The sequence below is a fragment of the Deltaproteobacteria bacterium genome, from assembly GCA_003194485.1.
Lineage (GTDB): Bacteria > Desulfobacterota > Dissulfuribacteria > Dissulfuribacterales > UBA3076 > UBA3076.
The window spans coordinates 133,617-158,344 of record PQXD01000001.1; the positions used below are offsets into that span (position 1 = coordinate 133,617).

Consider the following 24,728-nt stretch of genomic DNA (forward strand, 5'->3'; position numbering starts at 1 on the left):
TCAAAAGATCATCAAAGATGCCGGAACCGAGCTTTTCGGATTCCTGCCCGTCCTGGATTATGCATTTGACAGGATCGGGAACTATCAGGAAGAGACGTTCGTTCTATTTGCCAAGAGTTTTTATCAACTGAACAAGTTGGGAAAGAGCTATTCTGAAGCAATCCCTTCAGGATACAGATTTACTGCCATAAATCACCTTTTAATCAAGTACTTTCGATATACATATAATTATTGGCTTGGGCAGGCCGATCCGCTTGCCTGGTTTGAAAAAGAATCCGGAAAGGCAGGACTGGATGAGATTTTTAAACCTGTCTCCCACAGACAGCTAAAGACCCATCAAGAGAGACTGGAGAGTATTGTTCACGCTTCGGATGACAATCCAAAGATCATCCTGGATCGACTTGTCGAGCTTCCGGGATACGGTCAGATCGTTACCATTTATAATGATATTCCTCAAGAGCTCCTTAATGCCGGAGGCGATAAGGCACAGGGAAACCAGTGGAAATTGCTGTTTCTCCTTTGCATCATGGATACCGCAGGTCTTTCACCTATTCATGAAGAGACCTTAAGTGACATCAACCGGACTCTTGAGTGGCTTATTCATCATGAAGATCCCTTGGTCATTCAGAAATCCCTTGGGAAGACCTTTACAATTTTAAGGAGGAGTATAGGAAAGTTTCCGGGGACGGCGCTTAACTGTGTCCTGAACGTGGGCCGGGGGGTTTATAGGACTGATGAAAGCGACCTTGTGGATTTTTTTGTCGATTCGGCTGTCTCGCTCGGATTCCAGACACCAGAAATAAGAGGGGTGGGTGAAGACTGGCGGATCAGGGCAAATCCCGCCCATATTCAGAATATACGCACGTGGATCCAACTTATAGAGCTGAACCCCAAGTGGTCGAAAAAGCTGCTGTCCTCTCTGATCATACATCTTTCACTCAGCGGTGTTTTAATCAAGGATACAGATCTTTTCTCCCGTGATATAACTCAGTTGTTAAACAGCGACATCGGCCCGGTTTATAACCTTGTCAAGCAGTTGACCCGTCTCTTCCCTATATATTTCAATGACATCGGAGCAGAGGGGAGGCTCAGGGACATCTCCACCGAGATCGATGAAATATGCCTGCGCAAGGACCCACTTATCCACTTCTTGAGAAAGCAGAGTCATGTTGAGAGCAGTAATCAGATCGTTGACCTTATGGAAGCTGTTTTAAATTTCTGGAAGACCAGGAACAAGGAGGGAATAAGGCCTTTTGTGCCTCCGGATATCTATCAGCAGATTGAGACGGAAGGGCCCAATATCGATGGCGTCCACCGGGCTATCACCCATCTCTTTGATGCCGGGGAATTTAAAGATATGGCTGATCTTCTGAATATTGAGAATGATCGTCTAAAGGCATTGCTGGGTGAAATTTCAGAAATATCAAGACTCGATTGTAAAAGGATTGAACTGGGGGTTGCTTTTTACAAACTCCTTTATCAGAAATATTATCTGGATCTTACTGAAATAAATGACTATCTGGCGCAACTCCGGTCCAGCGGATTGCCTGATCTGGAAAAACTGAAAAAGGCCTTTGGCAAGAAAGATGTCAGGCTGAAACTGGAAATGCTGCTGGGTTACCTTGAGAAGCTGAAGAAAGTTATCCTATCGCAAGAGAACTATGAAGTCAGGGAAAACATATACAGAAAGAGGCATTTCGCTGCTGGTATCCCATCCATGTATGGCAGCTACCACGAGTTGAAATTTGATGCACTGGGGCTGACTTTCCGGCTGGAGTCTCTGGTAAACGTCCTTTTTGAAGAGATCGTTGAGACCATTGATCTCAAGCTGATCACAAGGGCTGCCTTTTCCCAGATTTTTGATTACTTACGCCTCTTTAATTCGGCCCTCAAATTGGATGGCATCTCGTCTCTGGAGATAGAGCGACAATTGGATCTGCTGGCCCATTCCCTCAAAATCAGGGGATTTTCCTTGACCCAGTACCTAGACATCTTCCGTGGTTTCTCCCAGGCTGTGAGAAACATCACCAATGACTACTTCAACAATATTCATCAGGAAAATCTTTCCAGGATCCTGGAACAGATGCCGGCCGGGAGGCTATTGCCCAAATATCGCTTACCTGAAGGGTCTGACGACCGGAAAAAACTGCCCCACCGTATCACGGAAATCTTCCTGCGCGACAGGATTGCTACTTCTTTAGGTCTTCAGCAGCTTGATCTCTTTTTGAGCCGTATCCTGAATACCCTTTATCATCAGTCGGATGAGCTCCCGAAAGAGGACCTGCGCCTGTTGCTCAGTTATGACCCCCAGAAGGTAATAACGCCAATCTATCCCACAAAGAAAAATGTATCAGATGTCATCCACCTCGGAAACAAGGGATTCAATCTGGTCAAGCTGAACAGTTACGGTCTCCCGGTTCCGCCTGGTTTCATTGTTACTACCGAAGTTTTCAGATGCCGTGAGATTGTTGATCACTACACGCGTGCAAAGAAAAACTTCGAGGAACAGGTGGCCCTTGAGATAGCTGCTCTTGAGAAATTGACCGGAAAGACCTTTGGAGACCCTCAAAATCCCCTGCTTCTGGCAGTAAGGAGCGGCTCCGCCATTCCCCAGCCCGGGATGATGTCCACATTCCTTGATGTAGGAATCAATGAAGATATCGTTCAGGGAATGGCCAGGCAGACTGGCAATGAGTGGTTCTGCTGGGATACATACCGGCGATTTCTGCAGTCTTACGGTATGTCTTTCGGCCTGGAAAGAGATGAGTTCGATGATATCATCGTTGATTTTAAGAAGCGTTTGGACAAACCTTACAAAAGGTATTTTTCCGGGTTACAAATGAAGGATATTGCCCTGACTTACAAATCGTTAATTCTGGACAACGGTATAGAGATCGAAGACTCTCCTTTTGATCAGCTTCTTGTGGCTATAAGGAAGGTCTTTGATTCCTGGTACGCACCAAAGGCCGAGGCCTACCGTAAGATATTGGGTATCTCCGATGACTGGGGAACGGCTGTAATGGTTCAGGCCATGGTCTTTGGCAACCTATCCCGCATGTCCGGTGCGGGCGTCTTTTTTACTCACAGCCCCAGATGGTCTGCAGACAAGCTTGAGTTATGGGGCGATTTCACCCCTGGGAATCAGGGTGAGGACGTAGTTTCAGGCCTGGTCAGTACGCTTCCCATTTCCATAAAGCAGGCACGGATCGAGAACAGGCAGAGCGAAAAGGCGCTTGAATCCATGTTTCCTGAAATCTATAATGCCATAAGGGAATGGGCAAAAGAGCTTTTTTATAAGAGAAAATGGAGCCCCCAGGAGATAGAATTCACATTTGAAAGTCTGGACACAAAAGACCTCTATGCCCTCCAGACCCGTAATATGGTCATTAGAGAGAGAAAGAGGGTCTACACCTTTGATGTGGAAGATAGGAGCTCTGCCGATTTCCTTGGCCACGGAATAGCGGTCAGCGGAGGCGCCATGACCGGGAGAATCGTGTTCAGCCTGGAAGAAATTCATCACTGGCGAAAGGCAGAACCAGGGACATCCCTGGTCCTTATTAGGAACGATACCGTTCCTGATGACATCAAGGAAGTCTATGAGGCCGACGGACTGCTCACGGCACGGGGAGGCTCCACCTCACATGCTGCAATTGTGGCCCACAGGCTGGGTAAGACATGTATAGTGGGATGTGTAGATCTCATTTGCAAAGAGAAGGAAAGGATCTGTTCATTGGATGGAAAAGAGCTGAAATCAGGGGACTGGATAAACATTGACGGCCTGGAGGGATCTATCTACTCGGGTCAAATGAAGATCAGAGAAATGGAAAGAGACTAAGATGGAAAATATCTCAAAAAGTGAAGGTAATGACGGCCTGAAACTCGGCATCAATGGCCTTGGAAGAATCGGGAAGCTCACACTTTGGCATCACGTTGCGAGAAAGTATTTCAATGAAATAGTGGTCAATATCGGACGAGACGTTGGGACCTCGCTGATGGATATCGCACACTATCTGGAGAGAGATTCTACTTACGGTTCCCTTGGCGGTTATCTTTATGGATACAAGGGCGAGAAAGTAATCCAGGATGTGGATGAAGAGGCGGGATACATAACCATAGATGGAACGAAAGTCAAAATCCTGCGGCGTTCACGGAATCCAAAGGATATCGGCTGGCGGGAACATGGTGCCAGGATCGTGGTGGATACTACAGGTCAATTCACTGACCCTACTGTCTCTCCTGATGAACCGAGGGGTTCCGTGAGAGGCCACCTTGAGAGCGGGGCAAAAAAGGTCATTGTCTCGGCCCCTTTCAAGATAAAAGATAAGGCCAGAGCCATGCCTGATGATGCTGTTACGACAGTCATGGGTATTAATGAAAATGATTATGACCCGCGAGCGCACAGGATTATTTCCAATGCATCATGTACAACTACCTGCCTGGCACATATGATGAAACCGCTTCTGGACTCTTTCGGCTCCCAAAGGATCCTGACCGCTTCAATGGCCACTGTCCATGCAGTAACAGGCTCTCAGGAAGTCCTGGACCGGCTTCCGAAATCAGGAGCAATAGATCTGCGAAAGAATCGGAGCATCCTGAATAACATCATATTGACCACGACAGGGGCGGCAAATACACTTGCACTTGTGATACCTGAGATGAAACAGATCGGGTTTATTGCTCAATCCGTGCGGATTCCGACCACGACAGGGTCATTGATTATTCTGGTAGTGAACCTGCAGGAAGAGCCATCAGGTGAATCGATCCGGAAGGAATTAATAAACAATATCTACAAGGATGCCGCAGCCAGAGATTCCCGCGGATATCTCCATTACACTGAAGAACAGAATGTCTCCTGCGATATTATCGGACTTCCAAGAGCCGGGGCCATCATCGAGGGCAATGAAACCCATACCCGCACGGCAGAAGTAAATATAGACCTGCAAAAGGTATGTCGAACCGCAGGACAAGAGACTGTACAGAAAATCGGACAGAACGTATTGAGAATTGCAATTACCCAGGCAGTGATCTACGGATGGTATGACAACGAACTGGGGAGCTATGTGAATATGCTTGGGGATCGTACGGTATCAGTGGCAAAAGTTATGTAGTTTTTTGCCCGGGAACACGAAGAGACGCGAAGGCCGGAATTAAGGTAATCCAGTTGACCAAAGTATGGTCCGGAAAGTATTGATAGAGGATGCCACAAAAAGACATATTACAAAAGAACCTGTGGACAAAACACGATATAGTCCATGTGGTCGTTATGGTGCTGATGACTTTGTTTTTTTCCAGGCAAGCAGGCTCAATGATTGAAATCCTCAAGCAATTGCTTGTCTGTTTTCTTTACGGTTTCGGCATTGTCTATCTCTTCATCGGGCTCACAAAGAAGATGTTTAAGTACAACCCCACTCGTGTACAGATAATCAAGTGGGCTACAAGTCTCGCAGCCCTTGTAGCAGTGAGCCAGTTCGCGCAGGATGTGTACCAGACCTACCTTGAGGTCCTTAAAGGACAGGCGCCCCAGTGAAGCCGTGCGGGCCTGGTTTCGACCAGCGGGAACTTACTGGCAAACTGATTACATTTTGCTTGACTAATGTTCTGATAATAGTTTATCGTAGTAACTAATTGTAATTCATTAATGTTTTATGTTTTTTCAGGAGAACGGGTATGCGAAAGTATAGTCGCTATAATTCAGCTCGTCCAAGAAATGACGGAGAAGCCGGAGCACATCTGTGGTTGATCGCAGGTGTCATCCTCGGACTTATCCTGCTTTGGGATGTGGCAGGACCCATTGGGATGTGGAAACTTCACCGGATGAAGAAAGAACACGAGCGGCTTTATCTGTCAAACCTGGAGCTTGCCAAGAAAAATACAGCTCTGGAAGAGCAAATAAAAAGGCTCAAAGATGATCCCGGTTATCAGGAATACGTGGTCCGCCGGGAGTTAGGCTGGGTCCGGGACAATGAAATCCTGTACAAGTTTCTGAGTGAAGACGAGTAGGGACTCGTCCGGAATAATAATGTACAGGATCATTATCTTAGGGGTTTCGATTCGTGGTTTTTATGATCCGGGCACATACCTTTTTGAGATATGCCAGGACGCACCTTCAGGAGGCGGAAGATGCATTGCAGGGAGATAATCCGGCGATTGCCATTAACCGTTGCTCAGATATGGCAATAGCCTTGATCAAGGCCATGGCCGCGGCCCTTCCCGGGATAAAAAAGGACCTCCTGGAGATGGACGATAAGGCCTTTTCTAAAACCATTTCCGACCTCACTTATACGTCGGATGAGGCGAAACGAATTACCCAGTCCATCCGGGAATTGCGGAAATCCAGGGTATCAGGTAATAGCCTTCCCTCAAGGGCGGAGGCGGAGGCGGTCTTTTCCAGGGCGGAAGAGACTTTCAAATTGGTCTATGATCTCTGTTCCGGCTGAAATATGGCAGGCGTTCACAGGGCACCGCATCTGCTTTGTTGCCTGCCTGCCGGCAGGCAGGTCGGGCACTTGAAGTACAGGAAGTACGTCTGCGTATCCTCCCTCCGCCTCGTATCTGCAGCACCCTGTAAACGCCTACAGTGAGCTATGGCAATCAACCCCTTTCAGCTCTTATGCAGCGCAGCAGATGAGGTATTTTCAGCGGAATCACCAAATGAACATGCTTCCCCCAGACCGTGAGCTTTTTTTCCCTCACGCTTTGAGGGTAGAGGCCTCTGCCGGCTCAGGCAAGACCTTTCTTCTCGCCTGCAGATTTGTACAGTTTCTCATTTCAGAAAAGATTCCCAGGAGCCGTCTCAAGAACTTACTTGCCATAACCTTTACCAATGAAGCAACTGCGGAGATGCGCCAACGCATACTGGAGCTTCTGAAACAGGCGGCCTTTGGAGAGAAGCAGGCCATGGAAGTACTCTCTCCCTTGCTTGATTTGTCACAGACAAGGATGAAGGAACTCGCTCTGAGACAGATGGACGAGATCCTCGCAGGGTATGATGAATGGCAGGTCAGGACCATTGACAGCTTCATATATCGCCTGGTCCAGGCGGCCCCTCAGGAACTGGGGCTGTCACAGCAAGACGAGATCGAGGCGCACGAGGCGCCGCTCAGGGCCGCTGCCCTTGACCGTATTTTGCTCTGTTCAGCACAAGATCCGGGGTTGTGGGGACTGCTGCAGGATTTCGTGCATCATTATCTTCTTTTCCAGGCGCGTGGTTCCTGGTGGCCGCGGGAAGAGCTTCTCCGGGTTCTGGAATCGCTTAACGAGAAAGAATCTACATACGGTCTCCGGTTTGGGATAGAAAAAGGGCACAAGGGCTCCATGGATTTGGCCATGGAGCTGTCCCGGTCTGCTCAGGGCTTCCTGGACGAGGCAGATGCCCATGGTGTAAAGCTCAAATCCTACAGCCGCAGGGCCCTGTCAGACACAGCTTCCGGAGACCTGCCCAGGGCACTTTCCTCAAAGGCATGGGAGAAAGAAGGCCTGAAAGATCTGTGCCTTAAGGGATCAGACGTCCCTGAAGACCTTTCTGCTGAATGGAAGGCGTTAAGGGCTCTTGCCGGAGCATATGCCGAGGCAAGGGCCCTTGAGGTATCAGGGCCGTACTTAAAGCTACTGGCTCCATGGAGAGACCAGCTCTCAGATCTCAAGTCCGGATCAAGGAGTATTTTTTTAAGCGACATTAACGGACTTGCAAGAAGGCTCCTGACCGAGTTCATCCTGCCGGAGGTGATCTTTCGTCTCGGAGACCGGCTGTATCACTTCCTGCTGGACGAGTTCCAGGATACCAGCAGCCTCCAGTGGAAGAACCTCTTCCCTTTGATTGATAACGCCGTGGCTCAAGGGGGTTCCCTGTTCTGCGTAGGTGACAGGAAACAACTGCTTTACAGGTGGAGGGGGAGTGATCTCGAGGTGTTTCAAAAGGGCCCGGGGGCCTTTGGCTCTCTTGGAGACACCGGCCTTGTGGATCTTGTTCTTCCATATAACTGGAGGAGCAGAGAGGTCCTGCTTAGGTTTGTGGCCCGAGTATTCGACAGGGGGAATCTTGAGCGCTGGATGAAGGAGGAGCCTGCCGTATCGGATGTCCTGGATCCTGGATATGCAGGCAACGTGTTCTCAGGGGCCGCGCAGGAGCTTCCGCCTGCCCATGCAATCAGCCACAAGGGAGGCATGGTAAAAGTGGAAATCCTCAGCCGGGAAGGCCGCCTGGAGGAGTTAAAAGAGGAATCAAGGCTCAGCCTGGTCAGGCTCCTTAAGGAAGATGTCCTTACCCGCCACGGTCCCAGGGATATACTGGTGCTTGTCAGGGACAATCAGGATGTACAGGATTTCAGCCACGGCCTCATCTCAGCAGGCATCCCGGTCTTCTCCCACAGGCAGCTTGATATCAGGGAGGATCCCCTGGTGCAGGAGGTCCTTGAGATCCTGCGTTTTTTAGAAAGGCCTGTTGATGACCAGGCACTGGCTTCTGTGATTGCCGGCGATATTCTGGAAGGTGCCTGGAAAACAGAGGTATCAGGGCTCAGCCCCTGGGAGTGGCTCGAGGGTCAAAGGTTAAAGAGCGAAGGCCGGGGGGCAGAGTATCTTTACCAGAGATTTCAGAAGGATTTCCCCGGCCTTTGGGGAAAGACCCTGGGCGATGCCTTTGGCTCCGTGGGCTTTTTGCCCCCTTATGACCTTGTCTCAATGCTTGTTCGCAGGATGGATCTGATCCGGTGTTTCCCGGACCACTTTGTTGCGTTGAGTCACCTCCTGGAGCTGCTGCATGCCCATGAACCTGAATACGGCGGCGATCTCAGGGGGTTTATCCAGTGGATGGAGACAGGGCCTGACGAGGTCTTTGGGGTAAAGACTCCCCGGGATATAGATGCCGTAAGGGTCATGACCGTCCACAAGGCCAAGGGGCTGGAGGCAAAGGTAGTGATACTGCCGCTCGCGATCCTCGGAATGAGGGCGGATGGCCGCATATACTCCATGGATGGAGGGGTCCTCAAGGCATGGCACACCAGCCGGGAGCTCAGAAACGTATCCCGGAAGCTTTCGGACTTCTACAGGGATGAATGCGGCAAGGCCTGGCTGGACGAGCTCAATGTCCTCTATGTCTCCCTTACAAGGGCAAAGGACGAGTTATACCTGTTTGTTCCGCAGAAGGCCGTGGGCGGGCAGAAGAACAGGTTGATATCCCTGCTGGAACCGCTTTTGAACGGGAATCTGGTTGCCAAGTGGGGAAATACGATTGAAAGCGAAATCCCAAAAAGAGGGGAGAGTGATCTCAACGGACAACCGGTTGGCCGCAAACCCCTCGAAAAGACACAAAAAAAAGAGGGTGAAAAGAGTTAATGAAGGCTGGAACTGGCCTAAATACTTGGTCAGGAGGCCCACAGAGTCAAAGGTCCTGCTGTCTCCGACAAGGAAAAGGGCGGCAGCGCTCGGGGATTTCGTACACAGGCTCCTTGCAAGACTGGATGGCCCTCTGGATTGCCGGTGTAATCCTGAGGAAGTACATGCGCTGCTGCAGAAAATCTTTTTGTCCATTTCCAAAAATCCCGATATTGACACTGGCAAAGAGACAGACATCCGGACCATGGCCCGGACTATCTGTCATCCTGTGGCAAGGCCGCTTTTCTGGACAGGTGCCGGGGATGAGACCTGGGTGGAAAAAGAAGTGGCTGACAGCTCAGGTGAGCTCTTCAGGCTGGACAGGCTGGTCAAGGGCCAAAATACGTTATGGGTCGGCGAATACAAGACAGGCAGCAGGGCAAGGGCAGAGGACAGAAGACAGGTGTCACGATATTTAAATTTACTCTCTCAACTCTACCCGGACCACGAAACCAAAGGCGTGATCCTGTATCTTGACCAGGAAGTGATTGAGGAAATTTAGTGATTTAGTGATTGATCTGTCTGGGTCGGGCGCATTCACACGTTGGGGGAGGGGGCCCATAAGCGCTAAGTTATTTTGTAAGCGTTCACAGATTGCATTTATACCATACATGGTTGTTTTGAAAGATGAACATCGAACATCGAACATCGAACGTCCAACATCGAATGAAAAAAACAAACACCAATACCGAACATTCAACAGCTATTTCTGTTTCTTTATCTTTTTCCATTCAACATTCGATGTTGGACGTTCGATGTTCGATGTTCATTACTAAATTTAGGTTTCCCAACATATGAATGCGCCCGTGTGGGTCTATGGCTGATTAATCAGTGACTGGAAAATACATGAAAGCGAGCAAAAGCCATAAATTCCGGCAGCAACATGTCTCTCTGCCCCTTGGTTCTTCCCTGGTCGGCTGGCTGGCTAAGGATATATTGGCCCGGGAGCCGGAAGGACGGGATCTGTCCGGAACAGCGGTTGTCTTTCCGGGCAGGCGCCCGGCCCTCTATCTCAGGAGAGAGCTTGGAAGGCTCATCGGCGGCCCTTTCCATCCTCCCCGGATCTTCGACATAGATAGCTTCATGGCCTATACGGCAGGCAGGTCACCAGGTGGATCCGGCAGGAGAGATGCCGGCCAGGTGGAATTACTGCACCTGGTCTACGCTACCGCAAGGGACATGGAAGCTGATGGCGAACATTTATTACTTCCTGCCGTGACATCCAGCTTTGAGGGCTTTTTTTTCTGGGGTCTGAAATTCCTTGATCTCTTTGATGAGTTCGGGACAGAGCTGGTCTCTCCTGCCCGGATTAAACAGGCCGTGCCATCAGCACTGGCTGATGCCGGTATTACTGAGGAGGCAAGAGGGCTCTGGCCCGTTCTGCCCGGACTTTACAGTAAATGGCTGGATGCATTGGCCGGAAATTCTCTCTGGTCCAGGGGCGAAAAGTATCGTATCGCAGCAGAGCACGTAGATAGGCTGGAATGGCCCTTTTCAAAAATATATCTTGCGGGTTTTGCAGCACTCAACCGCGCAGAGGAAAAGGTCTTTTCAGTCCTGACCAGGCTCGGAATTGCCCGCGTAGTAGTCCAGGACGGCCCATCTCCATGGACGGTAAACGATGTCAGGTGGAAGCACCTGGAGCGTCTGCGCTCCGTATGCCATGGTACGTGGGATCACCAAATCAACCGATCACCAAATCACCAATTTCTTCATCTACATCAGGGCTTTGACCTCCATTCCCAGATACATATGGCTGAAGATGTATTTGCTCGTAATCTGGAAGACCGGGGAGGGCTTGCACCTGATCAGGAGGCCGTAGTCCTTCCAGGGCCTGAACCACTTATCCCGGTGTTGAGCCGGCTGTTTGAGGATGCGGCCTTTCCATACAACATATCCATGGGCTATCCGCTTGAACGGACAGCACTTGCCCGGCTGCTTGCCTCCGTATTTGATGCCCAGGAAGGAAGGATAAATGATAAGTACTACGCCCCTCATTACCTCGCTGTACTCAGACACCCGTATATAAAGAGCCTTCGATTACACAGCCCCTCAACCTCCGATCAGCAAATCACCCGATCAACCGATTCTTCCCTCAGGTCCGTGGTCCATTTTCTTGAGGCCTGGCTGGCCCGAGAAAAAAGAAGCTTTGTAAGGCTTGAGGAGCTTGAAAAGGCAATCGCCCATCTGGATGAGAAGGATTTCCCCGCTTCTCAATTTCTGCCTCATGTCCATCAGATGTGTTTCAAGGCCTTTGAAGGGCTGAAGAAAATAGGTGAACACGCTACCGCTCTCAAGAGTCTGCTTGAGTGGACAGTGGAGTATGGAGCAGCTACAGGTTATCCGCTCAGCGGTGAGTTTATGACGGCCATGGCAGGGCTCCTGGATGAGCTTGAAGCCGGCCCTGTTTCCAGGGAGGCTGCCTCAGCCACCGGTATTCATTCGCTGTTTTGTCACCTGGTGCGGCAGACCAGGATTCCATTCCAGGGGGTCCCTCTGGAGGGATTTCAGATACTGGGTTTTCTGGAGACAAGGTGCCTGGAGTTTCAGCGCGTGATGATTTTTGACCTTAATGAGGGCGTGCTTCCTCCTGAAAGCAGGCCGGATCCTATCATGCCTCCAGATCTGCGAAAGTATCTCGGTCTTCCTGACAAGAAACAGGCGGTTGAGATCAGCCGGTACCATTTTCAGAGGCTCTTGGCAGGGGCCGGGGAGATCCACCTATTCTTTTCCGAAGACAAGGGCAAGGGCCTGGTAAGAAGCCGTTTTATTGAGGAGCTTATATGGGAGGCCGAGAAGCGTGCAGGCCGCCGGGATGTGATTCCCATTCACGGTCCGGTTATGTTCCAAAGGCCCGGGATTCCCTCTGCCCTTCCTGTGAAGAAGAGTCCCCAGGTCATTGATTTTCTCTCTGCATTCACCTTTTCGGCAACCGCCCTTGATACCTATCTCTCGTGCCCTTTCAGGTTTTACGCAAAGTATGTCCTGGGACTGGATGCCCCGGATGTCATAGACAGGGATGAGATCGATCCCCTTCTGGTGGGCACCCTGGTACATGACATACTAAGGGAGTTTTACCTGCCATGGCTGGACAGGGAGATCCAGTTCAGTGCTGATCGTGATAATGACCTTATGACCAAGTCTGATATGGCGCTTGAAGGGACCTTCGGATCAAAGGCGGAATGGAGCGGCAGTGTGAGGCTCTTCAGGGAGGTCCTGCTTTACCGCCTCTCAAATTTCCTGCGGCTTGAGAGAGAGCACGCACAGGGTCACATGCTGATGGGCCTTGAGGTCCCCTGCAAAATGGACCTCAATCTTGGGAGAGGCCGCAAGGTCAGGGTGAAAGGAGTGCTCGACAGGGTAGAAAAGGACCGGAAGGGCACTGTTTGGGTCATAGATTACAAGACCGGCAGCAGAATACAGTTGCCAAGGGCGACAGTTGCCTCCAAAGTCTCAGGCAGAGAAACAATTAAACAGGAGATAGTCTCCTTCCAAATGCCCATGTACCTGCTCCTGTGCGACCGTTACTATGGCCTCGGGTCCGGATGGTCCGGGATAAACGCCGCCCTGTACGGGCTGAGGGGTCTTGCCGGCTCAAGCAATCTGAATGCCCTTCGGGCTGTCTTGTTCAAGCAAGGTGACAGCCAGGATAAAATTGTAAAAGACATATATGTCCCGGCCCTAAAGGCTATTATTGAAGAGATATTGGACCCTGAGGTCCCATTTGCTCATGATCCTTCTGATTTTGGCCATTGCAGAACCTGTCCTTACAGCAGGCGGCTCTGCAAGGTCGGATAACCAGGGTCTGAATAGAGACCCCGTAAGCGTAAGTTGTTTTTGTACAGACCAGATGGTTGCAGAGGAAACTTTTGGCTGATTTCTTCCACCACTCTTATGTATTCTAAGATTATTGGCTCTGAGATAACTGCTGCAAAACTCCTTTTTCTCCAATGACTCAATATCTGGGCAGGTGGTCCAGAAAAGAAAATGCTTGATATCAGGATATTAGTATCAAGCACTACCCTCACTGGCAGGATCTTCGACATTTTTAAAAGAAATTACCATCTCAGTGTCTTCAGTGTCTTGTGGCGAAAAAAAGCAAACATACGTATATGCTCCGAGCGATAAGCAATAGGCTTCAAGATATTATTTAATTATTTCCCTGAAATTCGTAAATATTCTTATGAACCCGTTATATCCTGCCTTGGAGCGGTTACCTTTTTCCGGGTTTCAAAGCTCACTCATCGCGGACCGGAGAGGCAGTGCAATCCGGCCCGCGATCGAAACCCTGCAAAAGGCAAACCGCTCCTGCGGCAGGGCGCGGATGGCAACCGTTCACAGGAAGGGGATATTTCTTTGAACAGTTTATAACGGAAGCCCCCGTAGTTTTCTCGGCTTTTGCTGTGGGGGAAACTGCATCGCCTTAAGCGCAGCGTAAGGCGAATGCAGAGGGGGCAGGACATCCCCCATGTCAAAAGCCTTAAGAAAACAAGGGGCTGAAGTGTGAAGTGAAAAGAAATATCCCCTGCCCGTGAACGGTTACGTGGGACCACGGGTTCATAAGAATATTTACTGAAATTCTATGAGATCTACTCCGGCCTCTGCCAACATTTCACGGGACATGGGATCTGCATAGCCTTTTGCGTAATAGATGGACCGGATGCCGGCATTTATCAGCATCTTTGTACATATAACACAGGGCAGGTTGGTACAGTACAGAATGGAGTTTGCCACGGGAATCCCATGATATGCAGCTTGAATAATAACATTTTGTTCAGCGTGGAGCCCTCTGCAGAGTTCATGCCTTTCACCCGAAGGGACCTTGAGTCTTTCCCTCAGGCAACCTATTTCGAGACAGTGCCTCAGGCCGCTCGGTGCCCCGTTGTAGCCTGTTGCCAGTATACGACGATTTTTTACAAGAATTGCCCCTACCTTGCGGCGCAGGCACGTGGACCTCTGGGCAACCAGGTGTGCAATGGACATGAAGTAGGCATCCCAGGACGGCCTGGTATTTTTGATATCTTTTTCCATATCTTATAATTCATCTGCATTCAACATTCAGAAAATTGTGCCAGACGTTCAGAGTATAGCGGAAACCTCTCACACAGGGACCGGATCTTCGTCTTTATATCCCTGGCCAACCGATCGTCGTCAGGCCGGGTCAAGAGTTCTGAGATATAATTCCCCACCTCTTCCATTTCTCTTTCTTTGAGTCCCCTGGTGGTCACTCCGGGGGTCCCGATCCGGATACCACTGGCCACCCTCGGGGACTGGGTGTCAAAGGGGATGGTATTTTTGTTCACAGTGATACCGGACCGCTCCAGCACCTCCTCCGCCTTTGCTCCTGTAAGGCCCTTGTCTGAGAGATCCACCAGCAACAAGTGATTATCTGTGCCTCCCGAGACCAGTCGAAACCCTCTGTCTTGCAGGGTTTTGGCAAGGGTTTTGGCATTTGCCACAATCTGTTGCTGGTATATCTTGAATTCGTCGCGCAGGGCCTCTTTAAAGGCCACTGCCTTGGCGGCAATTACGTGCATCAGGGGGCCTCCCTGAATGCCGGGGAAGATCTGGCTGTCCAATGACCTGGAATACTTCTCCTTTGCCAATATGATTCCGCCCCTGGGACCTCTCATAGTCTTGTGGGTTGTGGATGTAATAAAGTCTGCATAGGGGACCGGAGACGGATGGACGCCTGATGCCACGAGTCCGGCTATATGGGCCATGTCCACCATGAGATAGGCCCCGACTTCGTCGGCTATCGCCTTGAAGTACGCAAAATCTATGGTGCGGGGATATGCGCTTGCCCCGGCAATAATGAGCTTAGGGCGCTGTTTTCTGGCAATTTCCGCAACTTCGTCGTAATCTATAATTTCGGTCTCCCGGCTTACGCCGTAGTGGGCTATCTTGAAAAACCGCCCCGAAAAGCTCACTGGCAAACCATGAGAGAGATGCCCTCCGTGCGCCAAATCCATGGACAAGATGGAATCACCAGGATTGAGAAGGGCAAAATATACCGCCATGTTTGCCTGGGTGCCCGAGTGGGGCTGTACATTGGCATACTCGGATCCGAAAAGTTGGTTCAAGCGATCGACGGCGAGCCTCTCTACGACGTCCATATTTTCGCAGCCGCCGTAGTATCTCCTCCCAGGATAGCCTTCGGCATACTTGTTCATGAAGATACTGCCTTCTGCCTCCATAACCGCCTCACTCACAAAGTTTTCCGAGGCTATCATTTCTAACTGCTGGGTCTGCCGTTCTATCTCGGCCCTGAAGGCCTGAAAGACCTCGGGGTCAGTATGCTTTAAATGAATCACTTTCTTAACAGTTCAGAGGTTCAGGGTTCACCGTTCAGGATTACTATTTTATTAACAGTTCAACTCCATTCTATTTACTTTTCATCTTCTGAGTCAATCATATTAATTCTGCAACTGTGGCGCCCGCCCTTGAAAGGAGTCTTAAGCCACACCTTGACCATCTCTTCGGCAAGTCCGGGACCTGTCACCCTTCCACCCATGCAGAGTATGTTTGAATCATTGTGCTCCCGGCTCATCCTGGCTGTAAAGATATCATGGCACAGGGCAGCCCTGACCCCCGGTATTCGATTGGCCACTATGGACATGCCTATGCCGGTTCCGCATACCAGGATGCCCCTATCATATTGAGCGGATGCCACTGATTTTGCAACCTCACGGCCCTGTACCGGATAGTCAACCGGATCCGGAGAGTGGCAACCCACGTCCTGAACCTCATGGCCAAGCTCTATGAGCAAACCGCGTATCTTTTCTTTCAGCTCAAATCCGCCGTGATCCGAACCGATAACTATCTTCATTGATCTGAACCTTACCGGTACCTGCGAAAAATCAGCACGGCATTGGTACCGCCGAAGCCGAAGGAATTGGACATAACCACGTCCACGGATTGGCTCCTTGCTCTATTTGGAACATAGTCGAGATCGCATTCAGGATCCGGGATCTCATAGTTGATGGTTGGGGGGATAATCCCGTCTTCAATGGTCTTTATGCAAAAAATTGCCTCAACTCCCCCGGCCCCTCCCAACAAATGCCCGGTCATGGACTTGGTGGAGCTCACGGGTATCTCTTTTGCCCTGTCCTTGAAGACAGTCTTTATGGCCCTTGTTTCACAAAGATCATTAAGGGGAGTGCTCGTACCATGGGCATTTATATAGTCTATGTCCCGATAGCTGAGCCCTGCGTCCTCAAGGGCCATTGACATGCATCTTGCGCCGCCCTCTCCATCCTCGGGCGGGGCCGTGATGTGATAGGCGTCTCCGGTAAGCCCGTATCCGATTATCTCTGCCCGGATATCGGCACCCCTTTCCAGGGCATGATTCATCTCTTCGATGATCAGGATACCTGCACCCTCACCGATTATGAATCCGTCGCGTTCCTTATCAAAGGGCCTCGAGGCCTGTTCAGGCTTCTCATTCCTTGTGGAAAGGGCCTTCATATTGGAGAAACCGGCAAATGCCAGGGGCGTGATTACTGATTCGGTGCCACCGCATATCATCACATCCGCCGCACCTCTCTGTATCGTCTTAAAGGCGTCTCCTATGGCGTGGCTGCCTGCCGCGCAGGCAGTGCATACCACGGTATTGGGGCCTTTTGTCCCGCACATTATTGAGATCTGACCGGAGGCCATGTTGGGTATGGCCATGGGGATAAAAAACGGGCTCACGCGTTTGGGTCCTTTATTTACAAGGACGTCCCTGTAGTATTCAATCGATCCCAGCCCCCCAAGGCCGCATCCGGTAATAACACCGGCTCTTGAGGCCTTGTCCCCCGGGATCTCGAGGCCTGCATCTTCAATGGCCATCTGGGCCGCCGCCAGGCCCAGTCTCACAAAAGGATCTACCCGTTTAACCAGCTTCTCCGGCATAAAATCAACCGGTTCAAAATCTTTTACCTCTCCCGCAATCCGGGAAGGATAATCTTTTGTGTCAAAACGGGTAACAGGACCTATGCCGGACTTCCCGGCTGTCAGATTCGCCCAGCTTGCTTCAACCCCGATACCCAGGGGACAGAGAAGGCCAAGCCCTGTAACTACTACCCTGCGGCTCTGGCTTTGGTTTATCATGACGATATACAGTGTCGTTAATACAGCGCCTTTTGCGGTTTACTTTTCTCCGTGCTCTTTGACAAAGTCAATGGCATCCTGGACCGTTTGCATCTTTTCCGCGTCTTCGTCGGCTATTTCCATGCCGAACTCCTCTTCCATGGCCATGACCAGCTCCACAAGATCCAGGGAATCCGCTCCGAGGTCATCTACAAAGGAGGCGTTCGGCACTACCTTTTCCTTTGCAACACTGAGCTGGCCTGCAATGATGTCAATCATCTTGGTGTCTATACTCATTTTTATCCTCTCCTATATCCTGTTGGTTCTAAAAAACAAGACCGGACCAACAGCAGAATTTTAATCGCAGATCAATCCCCCATTTACATGAAGCACGTGTCCGGTGATATATGATGCTCCCTCCGAAGCCAAAAAGCCAACGGCCTCGGCCACATCCTCAGGGCTTCCCATCCGGCCGGCAGGAATCTGGCTCAATAGCTGTTCCTTTACCTTTTCCGGCAATCCGGCAGTCATACCTGTTTCAATGAAGCCGGGTGCCACGACATTTGCGGTAATCCCCCTTGATGCCACCTCTCTGGCCACGGACTTGGTAAATCCCTCTAAGCCGGCCTTGGATGCGGCATAGTTGACCTGACCCGGATTTCCCATGGAACCGACTACCGAGCCTATGCTGATAATCCGGCCCCATCTCTGTTTTAGCATGGCCATAATGACTGCCCTGGTGCAATTAAAAGCCCCCTTCAGGTTCACCGACATCACCAGGTCCCAGTCCTTTGCCTTCATTCGGGCGAGTATACTGTCCCGGGTAATGCCCGCATTATTAACCAGTATATGGATTCCCCCGTGGTCTTTGATGACGGCCTTAAGGGCCTTGGAACTTGCTTCAGTATCTGCGACATCGAAGGGCAGGAAGCTGCCGGCCCCTCCAATTTCCATGATTTCGTCTAAGACCCCTTGAGCGGTTTCCTGATCGCAGACATCGTTTACAAAGATATAGGCCCCGAGGCGGGCAAGCTTGAGGCATATGACCCGGCCTATTCCCCTGGATCCTCCGGTCACCACTGCTATCTTCCCTTGAAGTTCCTGGTTGCCCGACATGTTACAGTCCCTGCTCCTTTCGAATATTTTGGATCAGAAGGGGTAGTATCTCCTTAACGTCCCCAACCAGGCCATAAGTGGCTATATCAAAAATAGGGGCCCCGGCGTCTTTATTTATCGCCACTATGATCTCTGACCCTTGCATTCCGACTATATGCTGTATGGCCCCTGATACCCCGCAAGCCATATAAAGCTTGGGAGACACAGTAACACCTGTTTGACCGATCTGGGTGCGTCTGGAGAGCCATCCGGCATCTACGGCCGCCCTTGTGGCCCCGACCGCACCTCCGAGCAAATCGGCCAGCTCCCTGGCCAGCTCCACGTTCTTCTCCTGTTCGAACCCCCTGCCTGCAGTCACGATCACATCTGCCTCACTGAGATTGGGGCCTTCTGCATGCTCCTTCACAGATTCAAGGATCCGGACCCGATGGCCCAGCAGATCTTCCTCTGGAACGACCCGGATCACCTCGCCTTTCCGTCCGGGATCAGGGGCATCTGCTTTCATGACATTGGGCCTGACTGTGGCCATCTGTGGTCTGTGCCTGGGGCATACAATAGTTGCAAGGAGATTTCCACCAAAGGCCGGCCTTGTCTGAAGCAATAACCTGTCTTCTGCCCGGATATCGAGTCCTGTACAATCAGCAGTGAGTCCTGTCTTAAGGATCGTGGCGACCCTCGGTATATAGGAACGCCCCATGGCCGTGGCACCGGCCAAAATGATCTCGGGCCTTTCTTTCCAGGCAAGATCTGCAAGTATGTTTGCATAGACTTCATCGATGAATGTCGCAAGCTCGGGGTGATCGACAATCAGTACCCTGTCCGCTCCATGGGATATCAATTCCTGGGCCCTGGATTCAATATCATGTCCCATGAGTACGGCAGTAACATCTGTGCCAAGCTTGTCTGCAAGCCTCCCGGACTTCGCCAGGAGCTCAAGTGTCACAGGGACGAGGACACCGCCCCGGCACTCTGCAACGGCCCATATCCCTCTCCAGGAGCTTAAATCAGTTGCGGGCAGATCCTTCTCATTGTGAAACTCCAGTGCCCCCTCAGGACAGCCATCCACACAGGTCCCGCATAGGGTGCAGGCGTCCTGATCCACCACTGCCACGTCGTCTTCTACACAAATGGCTTCAAAAGCGCACACCTCTTCACACTCACCGCATCCGGTGCACTTTTCTGTATCAACTTTAAGCATTAAGAAATCCCGCTTCTTTGAACCTGAAGACCAGGGCCTTCACCTGTTCTTCCGCTGAGCCTTCAAGTATCTCCCGCCTGGCTTTAAAGGTGGGAACCGATGTGGATATCACCCGAGTCGCAGAGCCTGCCAGCCCGATCCTGCCAGGCTCTGCCCCGAGTTCCCCGGCGTCCCATACAGGAATATCGACCTTACCGGCCCGCATCTTTCCTTTGAGGGAAGGAAGCCTTGGGGTGTTGAGGGAGGCAAGTACTGTCAGGAGGGCGGGCATCTCAAGCTCAAGAATATCGTAGCCATCTTCATTTATCCGCCTGATATGCAATGTCTTTCCGTCATCAAGGACACTGAGCGCGTTTACGCATGTCACATGGGGAAGGCCGAGCCGGACGGCCAGCCCTGGGCCTACCTGGGCCGTGTCACCGTCTATGGCCTGCTTGCCGCAAAGCACAAGGTCAACAGGCCCCAGCTTCTTGATTGCCATTGCCAGGGTATAGGTAGTGGCCAGGGTATCCGCTCCTGCAAAGGCCCGGTCCGACAGAAGGATTCCCTTATCCGCTCCAAGGGATACAGCCTCTCTCAAGGCATTTTCCGCCTGTAGCGGCCCCATGGTGAGCACGGTGACCTTTCCGCCGTAAGTATCTCTCATCTGGAGGCCGGCCTCAAGGGCATGGAAATCAAACGGGTTTATTACAGCCTCTACTCCCTCCCGTACCAGGGTGCCCTTTTCCGTGTCAAAACGCACGGTCTTTGCATCCGGAACCTGTTTTATGCAGACCACTATGTTCATAGCTAAGATGTGAAACTGGAAATTTGAAATTTGAAATTAGGTAGCGCACCTGCATCTTTGTGTTTTCCTAATTTCAAATTTCAAATTTCTCTGCCAAATTATTTTTTTGCATACTCCTTATTTAATGCCTGGCCGATGATATTGCGCATGATCTGGTTTGTGCCCTCATATATCTGGAGGATTTTTGCATCCCGCATCATCTTTTCGACCGGATAGGACTTCATGTATCCGTAGCCGCCCAAGACCTGGACCGCATCGGTGGTTACCTGCATGGCCATATCAGTGGCAAAGACCTTTGCCATTGCGGACAGTTTGGCAACGTCTTTTGCCCCCTCCTCGTCGATGGTCCGGGCTACTGAATAAACAAGCGCCCTTGAGGCCTCTATCTTTGTGGCCATGTCCGCCAGCATATGCTGTAAGGCCTGAAAGGTGATTATTGGCTGACCGAACTGTATTCTCTGTCTCGCATATCTGACCGCTTCATCCAGGGCCGCCTGGGCGAGTCCGACTGCTATGGCCCCTATCCCAGGTCTGGCCAGGTCCAGGGTCCTCATGGCTATTATGAAGCCCTGGCCCTTCCTGCCAAGAATACGGTCCTTTGGAATTCGGCACCCATTGAATATGAGTTCCCTGGTTGATGAGGCATTCAGCCCCATCTTCCGTTCTTTTTTCCCAAAGCCGAACCCCGGATCACCCTTCTCTACTATATATGCCGTAGCACCCCGTGCGCCTTTGTTCTTGTCGGTCATGGCCACGATGGTATATATTTCTGCCTCACCGCCGCTGGTTATCCACTGTTTGGTGCCGTTTAACACCCAGTGGTCTCCATCTTCCACTGCTGTAGTCCGGATTCCTGCGGCATCACTTCCGGCATTGGCTTCGGTAAGCCCGAAGGCTACAAGTCGTTTGCCTGAGGCAATATCCGGGAGATAGCGCGCCTTTTGTTCATCAGTACCAAAGAGCAGAATGGGATAACCTCCCAGCGCGCTGGCTGCAAAAGTAGTAGTAACGGCAATGCAGCCATAGGCGAGCTGTTCCACTGCCAGGCAATTCTCAAAACAGCCTTTTGCAAATCCGCCGTATTCCTCAGGGATATAAAGCCCGAAAAGATCTGACCGGGCTATATCCTTCATGATCTCCCAAGGGAATTCCTCGGTTTCGTCGAGCTTTGCTCTCACGGGGATGATCTTTTCCACTGCAATCCGACGTGCCAGATCCACGATCATCTGTTGCTCTTCGGTCAAGAAATAATTGACTTGTGCCATTCAGAAATCCTTTCTCTTCAATCAGTATCCAACTACCAGCACATGGCCCCTGATCCCCAGGTAAACCCCCCACCGAAAGCAACCATCAGGATCCGAAGGCCCGGTGTCAGCATCCCCGTACGATTAGCTTCATCCAGGGCAATGGGTATACTCGCCGCCGAGGTATTACCATACTTGTGAATATTGATAAAGATCTTTTCCTTGGGAATACCCAACCTCTCTCCCAGCAAATCAATGATTCGTATGTTGGCCTGATGAGAGAAAAAAAGGTCTACATCATCTCCATTCCATCCATTTGCGTCCAGGGCCTCCCAGGCTGCGGACTCCATTGCTTTGACCGCATACTTGAATACATCTCTGCCCTGCATCTGAATATACTGCCACCCCTTTTCAAGGTTTTCATGACTTACCGGAAAGGCCGTCCCAAGGCCCCTTATGATAAGGAGCTCTCCTAATGAACCATCTGCATGGAGATGGGTGGATAGAATACCCCGGTCCTCTCCGGTGCCGACAATTACAACGGCCCCCGCTCCATCACCGAATAGCACGCACGTATTCCGGTCTTCCCAGTTTATAACACGGGAAAGCACTTCGCTCCCGATCACAAGGATCTTCATCCCTGAGTCGCTCCGGATGTATTTATCTGCCACGGAAAGCGCATAGATAAAACTGCTGCAAGCGGCATACAGGTCAAAGGCCCCGGCCCTTTTTGCCCCCAACTCATTCTGTACCAGACAGGCGACAGAGGGCACGGGCATGTCCGGAGTCATGGTGCCGACTATAATAAGGTCCAGATCCTGAGGTCGCACACCTGCCATGTCAAGGGCCTTTCTTGCCGACTGTGTAGCAAGATAGGAGTTGGTTTCCCGGTCATTAGAGATATGGCGTTGAATGATCCCGGTCCTGGTGCGTATCCATTCGTCAGTAGTATCCACCCGGCTTTCCAGATCCTTGTTGGTTACCACCTTTTGGGGTACGCAAGACCCTGTTCCTATGATTATACTGTGAGCAGGCATAATTATCAGGCTTTAAGCCATGGGAAAGATTTTGATATCACCGGACTTCCTTGAAGAGCTTCTGTCTTATTGAAAGAAAATTGTTAAGCTTATCAGCCAACTTTATCTCAGCAAGTTCGTGTGCCAGTCGTATTGCATTTTTGACTGCTTTTGAGCCGGAGAGTCCGTGGCATATGATTGCTATCCCGTTGATACCTAACAGAGGAGCGCCACCGTATTCGGCATAATCTATTATCTTGTAGAACCTCTTAAAGGCGGATCTCAAGGGATATCCCATTTCAGCCATGAGATTTTCCCCGATCTCTGAACTCAGCATGGTGAGTATAGTCTTTGCGAGACCCTCGCTCAGTTTAAGACATATATTACCCACAAATCCGTCGCACACTATTACGTCTACATCGCCCTTGAAGACCTCACCGCCTTCTATGTTGCCGACAAAATTCAGGTCACTGTCCGCAAGGAGATCATAAGCCCTCTTTACAAGCTGGTTGCCCTTGGTATCTTCCTCCCCGATACTCAGCAGCCCTACTCTGGGCCGGGAATTATCCAAAAGCTCCCCTGCAAACACCGATCCCATTATTCCGAACTGCAGCAGATGAACGGGCTTGCAGTCCACGTTCGCCCCAACGTCTATCATGGCTACGGGTTTTTTCAGGGTCGGCATAAGCGTAGCAATGGCCGGACGAACGCCATTGATTCTGCCCAGGGCAACCATGGCCGTTGCCAGAGTGGCTCCTGAGTTGCCTGCGCTGACCAAGGCCTCGGCCTTTCCTTGACGCACAAGTTCAAAAGCAACTCGAATCGAAGAATCCTTTTTATGTCTCAGGGAATCAGCCGGGGATTCTTCCATATCAACTACCTGAGAGGCCGGATGGGTGCTGATGGGCAAATCACCCCCGCCCTGTCGTTGAAGCTTATCCCTCAGCACACCTTCCATCCCGACCAAGGTGATCCCAACGCCGTAATCCCTGGCTGCATCGATTGCCCCCTTTATCAAGACGTCAGGGCCTCGATCGCCCCCCATGGCATCTACTGCTACAGACATTTTCTAGTCTAAATCTTTTTCTTCAGTAAATACTTTTCCCCTGTAGGTACCACATTGGGGACAGATCCTGTGAGGGAGCTTGGGTTCTGTACACTGAGGACATGTTGAAAGATTTGATATACGAAGCGCATTATGCGAGCGACGCTTACCTCTGCGTGAACGCGAAGTTTTTCTTTGTGGAACCGCCATTTCTCAATACCTTTCAATCTCTTCTTTAACCTGAGAGCCTGTTGTAAAAATGTTATTATTATTTATTTTTCCATGCGCCAGGTCTAAAACCTTCGCCTTTCAGGCGAAAGGCTTCAGCAGTTAAGGGATCGTGGTAAACTTGCTCATGGGAGGTTATCGCCATAAGCAAAGAATATCGCAAGGGGCCTCACACGATCTATGATATCCAGTATCATTTCGTATGGGTTACGAAATATCGTTATCATGTTTTGAAAGGAGAAGTGGCTTTTAGAACCAGGGAGATAATCCGTCAGACTTGTGAGGCCCGCAATATTACAATTCTTAATGGTCATGTTAGCAGGGATCATGTTCATCTGCATGTTTCATGTCCTCCAGAACTTGCTCCGAGCAAGATAGTTCAATATGTGAAAGGACGAAGTTCTCGACTGATTCAGCAAGAATTTCCGCATTTGCGTAAGAGATATTGGGGAAGGCATCTTTGGGCTCGCGGCTATTTTTGTGCAACAGTTGGGAATGTTACAGAAAAAATGATAGCCGCTTATATTGCAAGCCAAGAAAAGGCGAGCCCTAAAGAGGCCTTCACTATTGCTAATGACTAAAGATTGAACCATGTTAGACTTTCAGTCGTATAAGAAATCTACCTGCTTTCAGCAGGTAGTGGTTTAAT

22 protein-coding genes are annotated in these 24,728 nt (G+C 50.6%); 9 read left to right on the plus strand and 13 right to left on the minus strand.

Annotated features, from left to right (window positions below):
* The 8 genes from C4B57_00700 to C4B57_00735 all read left to right on the plus strand — a co-directional run.
* Positions 1–3,835: pyruvate, phosphate dikinase (locus C4B57_00700; GenBank protein ID PXF56005.1), on the plus strand; the 3,835-nt coding region annotated here is incomplete at its 5' end.
* 1 nt (position 3,836) lies between these two features.
* Positions 3,837–5,108, plus strand: a complete 1,272-nt coding sequence (locus tag C4B57_00705) for a glyceraldehyde-3-phosphate dehydrogenase (GenBank protein ID PXF56006.1) — start codon at positions 3,837–3,839, stop codon at positions 5,106–5,108.
* Between the two features lie 89 nt (positions 5,109–5,197).
* Positions 5,198–5,527, plus strand: coding sequence for a hypothetical protein (locus C4B57_00710; protein PXF56007.1), 330 nt, complete (start codon positions 5,198–5,200; stop codon positions 5,525–5,527).
* A 140-nt stretch (positions 5,528–5,667) separates the two neighbouring features.
* On the plus strand, positions 5,668–6,000 hold the full coding sequence (locus tag C4B57_00715; protein PXF56008.1) for a hypothetical protein: 333 nt from the start codon (positions 5,668–5,670) through the stop codon (positions 5,998–6,000).
* Positions 6,001–6,062: 62 nt separating this feature from the next.
* Entirely contained in the window at positions 6,063–6,437 is a 375-nt protein-coding gene (locus C4B57_00720) for a hypothetical protein (GenBank protein PXF56009.1), read from the plus strand.
* 187 nt (positions 6,438–6,624) lie between these two features.
* The gene (locus C4B57_00725; GenBank protein ID PXF56010.1) at positions 6,625–9,333 is read left to right on the plus strand and encodes a hypothetical protein; all 2,709 of its coding nucleotides are present in this window, start codon (positions 6,625–6,627) and stop codon (positions 9,331–9,333) included.
* A gap of 25 nt (positions 9,334–9,358) precedes the next feature.
* Complete coding sequence (locus tag C4B57_00730) at positions 9,359–9,874, plus strand: hypothetical protein (GenBank protein ID PXF56011.1); 516 nt, start codon at positions 9,359–9,361, stop codon at positions 9,872–9,874.
* 344 nt (positions 9,875–10,218) lie between these two features.
* Positions 10,219–13,170, plus strand: a complete 2,952-nt coding sequence (locus C4B57_00735) for a hypothetical protein (GenBank protein PXF56012.1) — start codon at positions 10,219–10,221, stop codon at positions 13,168–13,170.
* Here C4B57_00735 and C4B57_00740 read toward each other — a convergent pair.
* The 13 genes from C4B57_00740 to C4B57_00800 form a co-directional block, all read right to left on the minus strand.
* On the minus strand, positions 13,140–13,418 hold the full coding sequence (locus tag C4B57_00740) for a hypothetical protein (protein PXF56013.1): 279 nt from the start codon (positions 13,416–13,418) through the stop codon (positions 13,140–13,142). The genes C4B57_00735 and C4B57_00740 overlap by 31 nt on opposite strands.
* Before the next feature lie 523 nt (positions 13,419–13,941).
* Entirely contained in the window at positions 13,942–14,403 is a 462-nt protein-coding gene (locus C4B57_00745; protein ID PXF56014.1) for a cytidine deaminase, read from the minus strand.
* Between the two features lie 20 nt (positions 14,404–14,423).
* A complete protein-coding gene (locus C4B57_00750) occupies positions 14,424–15,686 on the minus strand; it encodes a serine hydroxymethyltransferase (GenBank protein PXF56015.1) in 1,263 nt (420 codons plus the stop codon).
* Positions 15,687–15,760: 74 nt separating this feature from the next.
* Positions 15,761–16,201, minus strand: a complete 441-nt coding sequence (gene rpiB, locus C4B57_00755) for a ribose 5-phosphate isomerase B (GenBank protein PXF56016.1) — start codon at positions 16,199–16,201, stop codon at positions 15,761–15,763.
* Positions 16,202–16,212: 11 nt separating this feature from the next.
* Complete coding sequence (gene fabF / locus C4B57_00760) at positions 16,213–17,466, minus strand: beta-ketoacyl-[acyl-carrier-protein] synthase II (GenBank protein PXF56017.1); 1,254 nt, start codon at positions 17,464–17,466, stop codon at positions 16,213–16,215.
* Between the two features lie 39 nt (positions 17,467–17,505).
* Positions 17,506–17,742 carry an acyl carrier protein gene (locus C4B57_00765; GenBank protein PXF56018.1) on the minus strand — a complete coding sequence of 79 codons (237 nt, stop codon included), beginning with the start codon at positions 17,740–17,742 and terminating at the stop codon, positions 17,506–17,508.
* 60 nt (positions 17,743–17,802) lie between these two features.
* Positions 17,803–18,561 (minus strand): beta-ketoacyl-ACP reductase, encoded by a 759-nt coding sequence (locus C4B57_00770; GenBank protein PXF56019.1) that lies wholly within the window; start codon positions 18,559–18,561, stop codon positions 17,803–17,805.
* Between the two features lies 1 nt (position 18,562).
* Positions 18,563–19,759 (minus strand): electron transfer flavoprotein subunit alpha, encoded by a 1,197-nt coding sequence (locus C4B57_00775; GenBank protein ID PXF56020.1) that lies wholly within the window; start codon positions 19,757–19,759, stop codon positions 18,563–18,565.
* Positions 19,752–20,546 (minus strand): electron transfer flavoprotein subunit beta, encoded by a 795-nt coding sequence (locus C4B57_00780; protein ID PXF56021.1) that lies wholly within the window; start codon positions 20,544–20,546, stop codon positions 19,752–19,754. Before C4B57_00780 ends, C4B57_00775 begins: the two co-directional genes overlap by 8 nt.
* 98 nt (positions 20,547–20,644) lie before the next feature.
* Positions 20,645–21,811, minus strand: a complete 1,167-nt coding sequence (locus C4B57_00785; protein ID PXF56022.1) for an acyl-CoA dehydrogenase — start codon at positions 21,809–21,811, stop codon at positions 20,645–20,647.
* Between the two features lie 32 nt (positions 21,812–21,843).
* On the minus strand, positions 21,844–22,827 hold the full coding sequence (locus C4B57_00790; protein ID PXF56023.1) for a 3-oxoacyl-ACP synthase: 984 nt from the start codon (positions 22,825–22,827) through the stop codon (positions 21,844–21,846).
* 37 nt (positions 22,828–22,864) lie between these two features.
* Positions 22,865–23,872, minus strand: a complete 1,008-nt coding sequence (locus C4B57_00795) for a phosphate acyltransferase PlsX (GenBank protein ID PXF56024.1) — start codon at positions 23,870–23,872, stop codon at positions 22,865–22,867.
* A gap of 3 nt (positions 23,873–23,875) precedes the next feature.
* Entirely contained in the window at positions 23,876–24,061 is a 186-nt protein-coding gene (locus C4B57_00800; GenBank protein ID PXF56025.1) for a 50S ribosomal protein L32, read from the minus strand.
* A gap of 161 nt (positions 24,062–24,222) precedes the next feature.
* Between C4B57_00800 and C4B57_00805 the strand changes: the two genes are divergently transcribed.
* The gene (locus tag C4B57_00805) at positions 24,223–24,660 is read left to right on the plus strand and encodes an IS200/IS605 family transposase (protein PXF56026.1); all 438 of its coding nucleotides are present in this window, start codon (positions 24,223–24,225) and stop codon (positions 24,658–24,660) included.
* Positions 24,661–24,728: the final 68 nt, after the last annotated feature.